This is a genomic window from Olleya sp. KJ81-1 (assembly GCF_055808135.1).
In genome coordinates this window covers 1764519-1776754 of sequence record NZ_CM147854.1, presented here as the reverse complement: position 1 = coordinate 1776754, position 12236 = coordinate 1764519, and the positions used below count along the sequence as shown (strand labels likewise).

Annotated in this window: 12 protein-coding genes and 2 pseudogenes; 1 reads left to right on the top strand and 13 read right to left on the bottom strand. The window is 33.6% G+C overall.

The window, feature by feature from the left end; all coding sequences use genetic code 11:
• Positions 1-179: 179 nt before the first annotated feature.
• Positions 180-1231 (top strand): annotated as a pseudogene (locus AC0L3M_RS08500) (flavin-containing monooxygenase).
• Here AC0L3M_RS08500 and AC0L3M_RS08495 read toward each other — a convergent pair.
• The 13 genes and pseudogenes from AC0L3M_RS08495 to kynU all read right to left on the bottom strand — a co-directional run bounded on the left by AC0L3M_RS08495 (position 1232) and on the right by kynU (position 12168).
• The gene (locus tag AC0L3M_RS08495) at positions 1232-1375 is read right to left on the bottom strand and encodes a hypothetical protein (protein WP_473430444.1); all 144 of its coding nucleotides are present in this window, start codon (positions 1373-1375) and stop codon (positions 1232-1234) included.
• Between the two features lie 265 nt (positions 1376-1640).
• The gene (locus AC0L3M_RS08490; protein ID WP_292950038.1) at positions 1641-2045 is read right to left on the bottom strand and encodes a DUF3037 domain-containing protein; all 405 of its coding nucleotides are present in this window, start codon (positions 2043-2045) and stop codon (positions 1641-1643) included.
• A complete protein-coding gene (locus AC0L3M_RS08485; protein ID WP_292950036.1) occupies positions 2035-2814 on the bottom strand; it encodes a HipA family kinase in 780 nt (259 codons plus the stop codon). The genes AC0L3M_RS08490 and AC0L3M_RS08485 overlap by 11 nt, the downstream gene beginning before the upstream one ends.
• Before the next feature lie 8 nt (positions 2815-2822).
• Positions 2823-3464: an O-methyltransferase gene (locus tag AC0L3M_RS08480; protein ID WP_473430443.1), complete on the bottom strand. Its 642-nt coding sequence runs from the start codon at positions 3462-3464 to the stop codon at positions 2823-2825.
• Between the two features lie 9 nt (positions 3465-3473).
• Entirely contained in the window at positions 3474-3605 is a 132-nt protein-coding gene (locus tag AC0L3M_RS08475) for a hypothetical protein (protein WP_341588050.1), read from the bottom strand.
• Positions 3605-4688: pseudogene (locus AC0L3M_RS08470) on the bottom strand (amidohydrolase family protein). The gene AC0L3M_RS08475 and the pseudogene AC0L3M_RS08470 overlap by 1 nt, the downstream one beginning before the upstream one ends.
• A gap of 317 nt (positions 4689-5005) precedes the next feature.
• A complete protein-coding gene (locus AC0L3M_RS08465) occupies positions 5006-5542 on the bottom strand; it encodes a 3-hydroxyanthranilate 3,4-dioxygenase (protein WP_292950031.1) in 537 nt (178 codons plus the stop codon).
• Positions 5543-5824: 282 nt separating this feature from the next.
• On the bottom strand, positions 5825-6607 hold the full coding sequence (locus AC0L3M_RS08460) for an SDR family oxidoreductase (protein ID WP_473430442.1): 783 nt from the start codon (positions 6605-6607) through the stop codon (positions 5825-5827).
• 239 nt (positions 6608-6846) lie between these two features.
• Positions 6847-7167 carry a GIY-YIG nuclease family protein gene (locus AC0L3M_RS08455; RefSeq protein WP_473430441.1) on the bottom strand — a complete coding sequence of 107 codons (321 nt, stop codon included), beginning with the start codon at positions 7165-7167 and terminating at the stop codon, positions 6847-6849.
• Between the two features lie 70 nt (positions 7168-7237).
• The gene (locus AC0L3M_RS08450; protein ID WP_473430440.1) at positions 7238-8674 is read right to left on the bottom strand and encodes an aldehyde dehydrogenase; all 1437 of its coding nucleotides are present in this window, start codon (positions 8672-8674) and stop codon (positions 7238-7240) included.
• Positions 8675-9082: a RidA family protein gene (locus AC0L3M_RS08445; protein ID WP_292950023.1), complete on the bottom strand. Its 408-nt coding sequence runs from the start codon at positions 9080-9082 to the stop codon at positions 8675-8677. It lies immediately after the preceding gene.
• Positions 9083-9161: 79 nt separating this feature from the next.
• Positions 9162-10559, bottom strand: a complete 1398-nt coding sequence (locus tag AC0L3M_RS08440; protein ID WP_473430439.1) for an FAD-dependent oxidoreductase — start codon at positions 10557-10559, stop codon at positions 9162-9164.
• A 343-nt stretch (positions 10560-10902) separates the two neighbouring features.
• A complete protein-coding gene (gene kynU, locus AC0L3M_RS08435; RefSeq protein WP_473430438.1) occupies positions 10903-12168 on the bottom strand; it encodes a kynureninase in 1266 nt (421 codons plus the stop codon).
• Positions 12169-12236 lie beyond the last annotated feature (68 nt).

Sequence of the window (12236 nt, the reverse complement as noted above, 5' to 3'; positions counted from 1 at the left end):
TGCCATTTACCTTATAATTAAAATAGTAATTAGTGTAGAAGGCATTTGGTTTAGTTAAGCACGTTTTTTTATACTTGTACATAATTAGCAATCTTTTAATTATTAATCTTGAGTTAGTCTTTATTGCTCAGATTGATAAATTGTGGGTACTTTTGCACTAAATTAAAAAAGGAAGTTAGATGTTGGATTATGTAGTAATTGGTGGCGCACAAGCAGGATTGGCTATGGCTTATCATTTAAAACAAATGAATGTAAATTTTTTGGTGCTAGATGGAGAGTCAGAGGTTGGAGCATCTTGGCTAAACCGATGGGATTCTTTAAAGCTATTTACACCAACAGAATATAACCATTTACCAGGCTTAAAATTTGATGCACCTAAAGGATATTATCCAACTAAGGTTGATGTTGCTAATTATTTTAAGGATTATGTCAAAAAATTTAATATACCAATACAATTAAACACTTTAGTGACCTCTGTAAGTAAAACTGAAACAGGTTTTTTTGTTCAGCATGATGCTGGCGAAATTGAAGCTAAAAACGTTATTGTTGCAACAGGTCCATTCCATATACCATATACACCACCTTGTCATACCAAAATTTCTAAAAGCACTTTGCAAATGCATAGTAATTACTACAAAGGTGTTAAGCAATTACAACAAGGAGATGCTTTGGTTGTAGGAGGAGGAGATTCTGGGTATCAAATATTGAATGAAATCTCTAAAGATGCATCCAGAACAGTTTACTTTTCTGGTGATACAACAGTAAAATCTTTACCTCAAAATTTTTTAGGTAAAACATTGTGGTGGTGGTTTACTGTTGTTGGTTTTTTAAGTTATAGTAAGTATAGTTGGATAGGAAAAAAATTAACTCATCGACACAACCCGTAATTGGAACAGATGTTAAGGGGATTTTGTCAAGAGAGAATGTAATTGCTGTAGGACGTACAAAGGATGCTTTAAATAATGATGTCTTTTTTGAAAAACAAAAAGTTTCAACCATTAAAAATGTGATTTGGGCAACAGGTTATCGTCCCAATTTTAATTGGATACAAGGTTTAGAATTGGATGCTAATGGTTATCCAAAAAATTATAGAGGTGTTAGCAATATTGACGGGTTATACTTTATTGGTTTACCTTGGATGTATACACGTGGCTCAGCGACATTAGGTGGTGTGTCTAAAGATGCAAGTTATTTAGCTAATGTAATGCTTTCAAAGGATAATATTAAATAGCTAATTAGTGTTTAGTAGTTTGTAATAATATTCAAAAATGGGTCTCTCTATGTGGTCGTTTTCTTCATATTCATAATGAAACAAAATAGTTTCGGCATCTTTAATATCTTTTTCAGTCATTAAATCTTGGCAGCATTTAGCCAACTCTAAATCACTTTTAAAAAAAGAACCAAGTCGTAATCTAAAAATGTTTAGTGGACTTTTGTCACCAAGTAAATACCCAATTAAAGCAATAGGTTCAATTTCATCAGTATGGCAATTTTGTAATATGCCTCGTTCAATTTCGTTTATTTTAATTCTGTTTTAAAGTAATGCTGAAGTATGTAGCGCTTTTCAAAATTAATCATCTTATTAGTGAAAAAATCTTCGTTTTCTTCTATAGATAAAGTAAAGTCCATATAGTTAGTTTTTATTTTTTGCTAGTAGTTTCACACAAAACATAGTTTTTAAAAATATGCTCTAATTCTTTCTCTGGATTATCTGTAATTCCAGAATGAGTTTTAGAGCTTTGTATTACTGTACTGCGTGAAGCTGCTAACCATCTAAATCTATCGGATAATTCAAACTGTCCAATAGTTCCGCTAGCTTTGTCACCTTTACAAATTAAGTCCCAAGACTTTAAATATGTATTTAGGTCTTTTATATTTAGTTCGCATGCAAATGCAGCCAATTTAGCCTCGTCTATTTTAAATTTAACCTCTAGATATTTTTTTCTTTTAGAAAATAAAATAACACCAATGTTAAAAAACTCCTCACGTTCTACTTTAGGTACTAAACGTATTATCGCATATTCAAAAGTAACTTTATCTTGCATCTTTAGCTTCTTTAACTAGTAAGTTAATCTTTTCAAGTCTGGAGTTTAAATACGTTTTGTACGCAGCTTTCATTTGGTCTGGCGTAAAAGTGTCAGACTCATTTATTAGCCAATCTTCAGGTATGGTATTAATTATAGTGTCAATAGTATTTAAACTTAATTTTTCAATAATTTGTTGCGATGCTTCATCAAATTTTGAAGCACGATCTAATAAAACATGATCTTTAATTAAAGGAAATGTTCTGGTTAAATGATTCTCCCAAGTCTCCCAGTTATGATGAAAATAAAAACTTGCTCCATTATCAATAACCCATAACTCTTTATTCCAATTAAGTACATTAGGGTTTTTAACTGTTCTGTCAATATTACTAATAATGCTATCTAATAATACTACTTTGGATGCTGTCAAAGGATCTGCAACCGACGCCAAAGGATCAAAGGTTATACTACCGCTTAAATAATGTAATCCTAGGTTTAAACCTACGCTAAACTTAAGTAAGTCTTGTATTTCTTCATCTGGTTCTGTTTTACTAAAAGAGTCATCCAAATTCATAAAAACCAATTCAGGTACTTTTAAGCCAATAGCTCGTGCTAACTCACCACCAATAAATTCGGCAATCAATGCTTTTTTTCCTTGTCCTGCACCTCTAAACTTTAAAACGTATAAAAAGTCGTCGTCTGCTTTTACTATAGCAGGTAAAGAACCACCTTCTCTTAGAGGAGTGATGTATTGTGTAACATCAACGGTTCTTATATCTAATTTACTCATTAGTAATATTATATTTTTCGGCTAATAGTTAAGCCATCTCTAATAGGTAATAAAACAGTTTCTATTCTTGGGTCTTCTTTTAAAAGTGTATTAAACTCTAATACAGCAATGGTAGAAATGTCTTTTGGGTCTACTGGTTCAATCACTTTTCCATGCCATAATACATTGTCAGATAATATGATTCCTCCAGGTCTTAATTTATCTATTATTAAATGAAAATAATTAACGTAGTTAGGTTTGTCAGCATCAATAAATACCAAATCAAAAGATTTGTCTAGCTTTGGAAGTATGTCAATTGCACTTCCTAAATGCTGATGTATTTGCTGCCCAAATTCTGATTTATCAAAATATTTACGCTGAAAATCTTCCAACTCCTCATTAACATCAATAGTATGTATTTCGCCTTCCGGATGTAACCCTTCCGCTAAACATAAAGTAGCATAGCCAGTAAAAGTCCCTAGTTCTAAAACAGATTTTGGTCTTATTAATTTAGAAATCATACTTAATACGCGACCTTGATAAGGTCCGGACAACATAATAGGTTGTAATATTTTTTGATACGTTTCTCTAGTTAATTGTTGTAATAATTCAGGCTCATCTTGACTGTGTGCCACAACGTAGTCGTCTAATTTTTCTGGTAAAAAATACATAAATAATGTTTAACCTATTATAGTGTTGTAAAGTGCTTTTACTAAAAGTGCAATGAGTAATACTGCCATGACTATTAATGGAATAATAGTTTTAAATTTAATGTAGTTTGCTACGCTATCCCAAAAAGACTCTTTTTTCATTATCCTAAAATACGTTTAACAAGTTTGTCTTTAGCAGCTTGGTCATCTCCACATAACCATTGGATTACGTTGTCTTCCCAAATGGCGTCACGTTCTGTTTCTGTAATAATTTTTCGGTCTATGGCTAAATCTAAAATTTTTCCAGGATAAGAGCTTTGTTTCTCGCTTTCCATTTCTCCTAAAGGGTAAGGATCATCAAGTCCCATTAAAACCTGTTTAGATCCTTGGTTTTTTAATAATAAATCCAATCCGCCAGTATCATGTACTAACGTATCAAAAAAGATGTTTTTATGTCCAACCGCTTTTCTTGGGTGGCTTTTACCTTCAAATAAATCGGGTCTACCATCAAAACCTTGGATACGACGTCCTAAGTTTATTTGTGCTAATTGTCCACCATGCGCAAAGCAAGTACGCATGTTTGGATACTTATCTTGATAACCATTTAAAGTTAAAAAGTGATAGGCATCGGCACATTGTGCTAACATCCATATCAAGTGAAAACGCCATGATGTGTTTTCTAATTTTATAAATTTTTCTCCGTCGTAAGGATGGATTTCTACAGCCAAATTATACTTGTTAGCCATTTCAAAAATAGGCTCGTTTTCTTCGTCAAAAATACAACGCCAAGTTCCAATAGTATCCATGTAGTGCGTTGGTAAGCATAGTAATTGCATGCCTAATTCTTCCACACAACGTTCAATTTCCCAACAAGCACCTCTAACAAAACCTGGATGTACTACAAAACCGCAAGTAAATTTACTTGGGTTTTCGCGTTGCACTTTGGCATTAAAATCATTCTGAAATTTAAGCGCTTGCTTCATTTCTTCCACACGCAATCCGTTACCGTATAATTGCGATAAGTTTAAAACTACTGCATGGTCAATTTTAAAACGTTCCATCCAAGCTAGTTTTTCATCTAAAAAAACTAGAATCGGTAATTGGTCTGTTCCAATCTTTTTGAAGCATAAATTTTCGGTCTTTATCCACCCAGAAAATTTCTTTGTCTTGCATAAACTGAGGGATTTCCTCTGGATATGGCAATAAGTGGGAGTGACCGTTAATTCTAAGTTTTCGTTTTTCCATATGTTGTGTCATTGCTGGTCTATAGGTGTGGCAATTTTTGTCTTAAATTATTTATTTTATTCATTTTTTGCTTGTCCAAAAAACGAACCAAAAAAAGACATCCAAGCCAAGGAGTTTTTCAGTTTTAAACTGAAAACCGATACGAAAACTTCGCGTCGAACATAGTTCTCCTGCTCTCGAAGCTTTTCTTTATCTATTCTTCGCCTTGGCGTTCAATTTTACAAATTGATTAGGGACTTTCAATTAAGCTAATGTTATTTTTAATCCCGACTTTATTTTTTTTTGCTAACTGCTAACTGCTAACTGCTAACTGCTAACTAGTTTTCTAGCTTTACTTTTTGTGGTGGTTGCATTATAGCCGAGCAGTTTGGACATGTACGTTTGTCCAAATCGCCATAATATTTATCGAATATTTTTGGCATATCGGTTTCAATATTTTTTACTGTAAAATCTTCTTCGTACAATTTAGTTGTGCAATTTTCACAAAACCATAATAAGGCATCTTGCACACCTTTTTCTCTTGGATATTCAATTACCAAGCCTACTGTATTTGCACCACGTTGTGGCGAATGCGGTACTTTTGGAGGTAACAAAAATATTTCACCTTCTTTAATATGAATATCTTTTGGCATACCGTCTTCAATAACTTTTAAGACAATATCACCTTCAATTTGATGAAAAAACTCAGGTGTTTCGTTATAATGGTAGTCCTTTCTATTATTAGGTCCACCAACAACCATAACAATAAAATCACCATCTTTCCAAACTACTTTATTACCAACTGGTGGCTTCAAAAGATGTCTGTTTTCTTCTATCCAAGCTTTAAAATTTATAGGTGGAAATAATTTACTCATTGTATAATATTTTGGGCGTTACCCTAAAAAGGGTCAGGCTTTTCGCTGTATCTTTTTTTAACTTGTTCTCGATACATTTTGTTCATACTTCACAAAACACTCGAACTGACGTTTAAAAAAAGGATGTCGCTTTAAACCTTTAGGTTCACGAAACCAATATTTTAAAATATTAATCTGTGAGTAATCCTTAACGCGGATTCATCAATTCAATAAAATTAGTGATAATTGAACAGATTGCCACGGTTTTTTAAAAAGAAAAATATCTCGCAATGACAGATGGAATTATAAACTCTTTGTTCTTCCGCCATCAACCGGAAGATTAATTCCGTTAATATAACTAGCACGTTCGCTTGCTAAAAAAGTAATTGCATCAGCTAGCTCTTCGGGCTTTGCAAAACGTTTTGCAGGCACAGCACTTTTCATAGCATTTGCAGATTCTTCTTCTGTATTTCCTGATTTGGCAGATTTGTTTTTTATAATTTCTGCCAAGCGATCGGTTCCTGTGGCACCTGGCAACACGTTGTTTATTGTAATTCCAAATTGACCAAGCTCGTTGGCTAATGTTTTACTCCAATTGGCAACAGCACCACGAATAGTATTACTCACGCCAAGACCATCTAAAGGTTGTTTAACAGAAGTAGAAATAACATTTATAATTCTACCGTAGCTTTCAGTTTTCATAAAAGGAACCACTGCTTGCGCTAACACGTGATTGCATTTTAAATGTTGAGTAAAAGCAGCTTCAAATTCATCAACTTCTGCTGAAAATACTGGTCCTCCCTTTGGTCCACCTGTATTATTTACTAATACATGAAACCCATGATTATCTTTTACGTAAGCTTCCACCTTTTCTTTTAATTCTTGTGGGTTAGAAAAATCGGCAACTATATAATCGTGATTTCTATGCTGAGGTAATTCCTTTAATGTTGCTTTTAACTTGTCTTCATTTCTAGCAATAAGGGTAACTTGTACACCTTCTTCAGCTAATGCTAAAGCAGTTGCTTTTCCTATTCCAGCTGTGCTTCCGCATACTAATGCGAATTTGTTATTTAAGTTTAAGTTCATATTCTAAGTTCTTTTGTAACCTCTCGACTGCGCTCGAGGAGACATTTAGTTTTAATTAATGTTTATTTGTCTGCTCGAGGAGATTATTCGTGTAAATTATATTTTCAGTTTTAATGTTTGGTCAAACTCATTCGAGACCTAATTTTAATTATATTTTTTAATTCACCTCTCGACTACGCTCGTGGAGACGATTCGTTTATGTTTTTAGTTTAAATGTCTGGTCGAGCGCAGTCGAGACCTTATTCGCTATCTGGATTATATTTTGAATGACTAGCATTTCTACATTCAGATAAAATTTGTAACAAATCATACTCATCATTTGCTAAGGCATATTTCTTTTTTGAACTCCACTTTTTTATTTTCTTTTCAAAAAATATTGCTTGTTCAATATCGTTAAATTCTTGATGAAAAATTAACTTTAATGGTCTTCTTTTAAAAGTGAAACAATTTTTGTTTAATCCATTTTGATGCTCTTCTAATCTTCTGAATATGTTATTTGTAACTCCTGTGTAAGTTAAATTATCAGAACATTGTAGTATGTAAACAAAATAGGATTTCATAGTAAACCTCTCGACTGCGCTCGAGGAGACTTTTAGTTTTCAATTTATAAGATTCCCACTTTATTGGGAACTAATATTTTATACAAACATTCTTGGCCTCAGTAAAAAAGCGTAACGCTTCAAAACCACCTTCGCGTCCAACTCCAGAAGCTTTTACACCACCAAATGGTGTGCGTAAATCACGCATCATCCAAGTGTTTACCCAAACTATTCCAGCTTGTAATTGATTACTCATGCGCATGGTACGTTTTAAGTTGTTGGTCCATAATGTTGCTGATAAACCATACTTTACTTTGTTTGCCATAACTAAAACATCGTCTTCGGTATTAAAAGGCATTATAGTTACTACAGGTCCAAAAATTTCTTCTTGGTTTACTCTGCATTCATCGTTTGGAACTTCAATAACGGTTGGTTCCAAATAGTAACCGTTTTCATAACCTTTTACAGTGACTTCATTTCCACCACAGAGTATTATTCCGTTTTCCGCTTTAGCGATATTAATATATTCTTTTACTTTTTCTAAATGCGGTTTGGAGACTAATGCTCCAATGTTAGTGGATGTTTCCGATGGATGACCAACTTTTAACGCTTTCACTTTAGTGACAAAATCTTTCTTGAATTTCTCATAGATAGATGCTTCTACAAAAATGCGACTTCCACATAAACATATCTGTCCTTGATTTGCAAAGGACGAACGTACGGTTGTGTCTAACATGTCGTCATAATCACAGTCCGCAAAAATGATATTTGGATTTTTTCCGCCTAATTCTAACGATAGTTTTTTAAACATTGGAGCTGCTACTTTTGCAATATGTGCTCCTGTTGCTGTTCCTCCTGTAAAACTAATCGCTTTAATGTCTTCATGTTCTATAATGGCTTGTCCAGTTGAACCTCCTAATCCATGTACAATATTTAAAACGCCTTTTGGGAGACCAGCTTCGTTACAAATTTCGCCTAATAAATAAGCGGTCATTGGAGTGATTTCACTTGGTTTGGCAACCACGCAGTTTCCTGCTGCAATTGCTGGAGCAATTTTCCATGTAAATAAATAGAGAGGAAGGTTCCAAGGTGAAATACATCCAACTACACCAATAGGTTGACGTAAGGTGTAATTTATGGCTTGTCCGATACTTTCATGGCTTTCGCTAGCAAATTGTGTTATGGCATTTCCGAAAAATCGAAAGTTACTTGCTGCTCTTGGTATGTCAACAGCTTTTGCTAAGCTAATCGGTTTTCCGTTGTCTTTGCTTTCTGCTTCCGCAAAGCGTTGCAAATTAGCTTCTAATAACTCTGAAATCTTTATTAAAATTCTACTACGTGTTTCTATACTAGTTTGTGACCAACTTGGAAAAGCTGATTTTGCAGCGATATATGCGTTTTCTACATCCTCTTTTGATGAGTTTGGAATTTGTCCGTAAACAGCTCCATTACTAGGATTGTAGTTGTCTATCCAATGGTCTTGCAATGGATTATGGAATGCTCCGTTAATGTAGTTTTGAATCTTCATTTATTGTTTCTTATAAGCCATTACCTTAATTTCAACCACTAAATCGGGATGTGGTAATTGATGTACAGCAACCGTCGTTCTGGTTGGACCTGTTTCTTTATCAAAAAATTCAGCGTAAGCTTTATTATAATCTGCAAAGTCATTCATGTTTACTAAAAAGGAAGTCACATCTACAACGTCTTTTAAACTTGCTCCAACTTTTTTAAGATTGGTGTCTATGTTTTTTAAAACTTCTTGCGTTTGTGTGTAGGCGTTTAGTTTTTTTGTTCCCATCTCGTCGATGATATCAACTCCAGCGATACTGTTGTCTGCCTTGCGAGAACTGGTTCCTGAAACGAAAATGAAATCGCCAACTTGTTTTACGTGTGGATAGGCTCCTCTTGGTGTTACTTTAGTTCCTTCGTTCATTAGTTTTATGTTTTTGCGTCATCCTGAATTTGATTCAGTGTTTGATTATTTTTCTAGTTTGCTATTGACTGCTTATCGGCTATTTTAAACCTGCAATTTTATCGTCTTGTAAAATAGCTTCTGTTTGTATTTTTACTTTTTCCAAAATATCTTTTAGATTATCTGATGTTTTAATAATTCCGTCGTCTAAAAGGTTTAGTATGGCTTTATCTTGTGCGCGACCTCTAAGCATTGCTTCGCGATAACCAATATGCTCGTTAAAAGTGACTAAGCTATATTTTGATGAATACTCATTAGGGAATTCTTTTTCTAATGCTTGTTCAATTTTTCGTTTTTCTTGAAATATAGCTTGACCAACGTGGTCTTTCATTTCGTGAAAATTATCTATAGCCAAATCTGCAATAGCATCTGTGTCTTTTTTTCTGGTTTTCTCGTATTCCGTAAAAACAGTTTCCCAATCGCCTTCAAATTTATCTAATACAGCGTCAAACTCGACAACATCTTCAAAAGACGCATTCATGCCTTGTCCGTAAAAAGGTACTATTGCGTGTGCTGAATCTCCCATTAATAGGGTGTTGCCCTTATAGTGCCAAGGAGAACATTTTACTGTCCCTAAAGGAGCTGTTGGGTTTTCAAAAAAGTCGTCCACCAGATTAGGCATTAAAGCTAATGCATCTGGGAATTCTTTTTGAAAAAACTCGGTTACAATTTCTGGAGTAGTTAAGTTGTTAAAATTATATTCACCTTCAGCATAGCTTAAAAATAGTGTTACAGTAAAGCTACCGTCTAAATTTGGTAGTGCAATAACCATAAAATCTCCTCTAGGCCATATGTGTAAAGCGTTTTTGTATGTTTTGTAATCTCCTGTTTTTGTTGGTAATATGCTTAACTCTTTATAACCATGTGTTAAGTAGTTTTGAGAAAAACTGAATAAAAATTTACGCTCTAAATAATAACTTTTGCGTAAAGCAGAACCAGCTCCATCTGTTGCTATTATACAATCGGCATCTTCAATAAATTTGTCTTTAGAAGTATAATCTTCAAAAAGAGCAGTCGTGTTTTCAAAATCTACCGATTTGCATTTTTTATTAAAATGAAAGGTAACATTATCATGTTTTTCGGCTTCATCTAAAAGTAAAGCGTTTAATCCACCTCTTGATATCGAGTTTATATATTCATGATCACGACCACTATAATTGGATAAAAACGTGTTACCTTGTTTATCATGAATCATTCGACCATTCATTGGTATACAAAGTGCTTCTACTTGTTTTTCTATACCAACTAGTTTCATTGCTTTATTACCTCTGTCTGAGAATGCTAAATTGATAGAGCGACCTGCAGATATGTCAGTTTTGCGTAAGTCGGGACGCATCTCGTACACGTTAACATTATAGCCTCTTTGTCCAAGTCTTAGTGCTAGTAAGCTTCCGCAAAGTCCTGCACCAATGATTAATATGTTTTGTTTATTAGGCATGTAATTTTTTCTTTATTAACTGTATCTCTTCGTAAGTTAATCTTAACTTATTTAAGGATAACTGCTGTTGTTGATTATTTGAGTCATTAAAACTTAAGGTATTATTCATGCTGTTAAATTTTAATTCTTTAAAATTATGATACTCTACGTTTGTAACTACAGTGTCTTTAATTAAGACTAATATTCTTTTGTTTGTGATAAATAGATAATCAAATTGGTTATTGGCAAAAAAGCTTAGTAAACCTAGTATTTGATATTGCCAAAATCCAATATCACTTTTTTCTTTAGTTTTAGTAATACTGTTTCATCACTTATTATTTTATAGAAAGTGTTCAAAGTAAAATTATAGTAATTGTTTTAGACGCTCCACCATATTGTAAACATCTTGAAAACTATTATATAATGGTATAGGAGCACATCTGATAACATCAGGTTCTCTCCAGTCTGTTATAACGCCTGCATCTGTTAACTTGTCGTATAGAGATTTATCTGCATTTTTAACTTGGATTGACAGTTGGCATCCTCTTTCGTTAGGATTACTAGGAGTAATTATTTTTATATCCTTGTTGTTTAATTGGTTTATTAAAAACTCAAAATAACCAGTTAATACTTTTGATTTTTCGCAAAGTTTATCAAATCCAGCTTCTTGTATTACATCTAAAGACGCTCTAATAGCAGCCATAGATAATATTGGTGGATTTGAAAGTTGCCAACCCTCTGCACCTGGAAGTTGGTCAAAATCGTCACGCATTCTAAATCGTGTCTTTTTGTTATGACTCCACCATCCAGTAAATCTATTTAAATCTTTATTATTAGCATGACGCTCGTGCACAAACGCACCAGATAAACTTCCTGGTCCAGAATTTAAATATTTGTATGTACACCAAACCGCAAAGTCTGCACCAGAATCGTGTAAATTTAATTGGACATTTCCTGCACCATGAGCACAATCAAAACCAACAACACAGCCATGTTTATGACCTAAATCAGTAATTCGTTTTAAATCAAAAAACTGTCCTGTGTAGTAGTTTACACCACCAATCATGACTAACGCTATCTCGTCACCATGTTGATTTAAAATAGCTTCTAAATCGTCGTAATTGGCTAGTTCTTCGCCTTTTCTAGCTTTCCATAATATCAAGCCTTCTTTGTCGTCATAGCCATGATGACGTAATTGAGACTCTACTGCATATTTATCACTAGGGAAGGCATCAGCCTCTATTAAAATTTTATAACGCTTAGGTGTAGGTTGATAAAAACTAACCATCATAAAATGTAGGTTAGCAGTTAATGAATTCATTACTACAACTTCCAATGGTTTAGCACCAACGATATTAGCCATAGTATCTGTTAAAAACTCATGATAATGTAGCCAAGGGTTTTTACCTTCGGTATGTCCTTCTACTCCTAAATTTGCCCAATCTTGAAGCTCTTGGTCAATATAATTTTTAGTTATTTTTGGTTGAAGACCTAATGAATTTCCGCAGAAATAAATTAAATCCTTTCCGTTTTTATCTTTAGGAATGTGGAATTGTTGACGGTAGTCAGACAATTGGTCTTCGTTATCTAATTGTTTAGCAAAATCTAAACCTAATTTATAGTTGGTCAAAATGGTTTGTTTTTTAGGTGTCCAACAAAAATAAGAATAATTAGGTTAGAAAGGAAGTAGTTGGTAAA

Coding starts and splice junctions, on each gene's coding strand:
- AC0L3M_RS08490 (WP_292950038.1), bottom strand. CDS start 2,045: ATGCAAGATAAAGTTACTTTTGAATATGCGATAATACGTTTAGTACCT.
- AC0L3M_RS08485 (WP_292950036.1), bottom strand. CDS start 2,814: ATGAGTAAATTAGATATAAGAACCGTTGATGTTACACAATACATCACT.
- AC0L3M_RS08480 (WP_473430443.1), bottom strand. CDS start 3,464: ATGTATTTTTTACCAGAAAAATTAGACGACTACGTTGTGGCACACAGT.
- AC0L3M_RS08475 (WP_341588050.1), bottom strand. CDS start 3,605: ATGAAAAAAGAGTCTTTTTGGGATAGCGTAGCAAACTACATTAAATTT.
- AC0L3M_RS08465 (WP_292950031.1), bottom strand. CDS start 5,542: ATGAGTAAATTATTTCCACCTATAAATTTTAAAGCTTGGATAGAAGAA.
- AC0L3M_RS08460 (WP_473430442.1), bottom strand. CDS start 6,607: ATGAACTTAAACTTAAATAACAAATTCGCATTAGTATGCGGAAGCACA.
- AC0L3M_RS08455 (WP_473430441.1), bottom strand. CDS start 7,167: ATGAAATCCTATTTTGTTTACATACTACAATGTTCTGATAATTTAACT.
- AC0L3M_RS08450 (WP_473430440.1), bottom strand. CDS start 8,674: ATGAAGATTCAAAACTACATTAACGGAGCATTCCATAATCCATTGCAA.
- AC0L3M_RS08445 (WP_292950023.1), bottom strand. CDS start 9,082: ATGAACGAAGGAACTAAAGTAACACCAAGAGGAGCCTATCCACACGTA.
- AC0L3M_RS08440 (WP_473430439.1), bottom strand. CDS start 10,559: ATGCCTAATAAACAAAACATATTAATCATTGGTGCAGGACTTTGCGGA.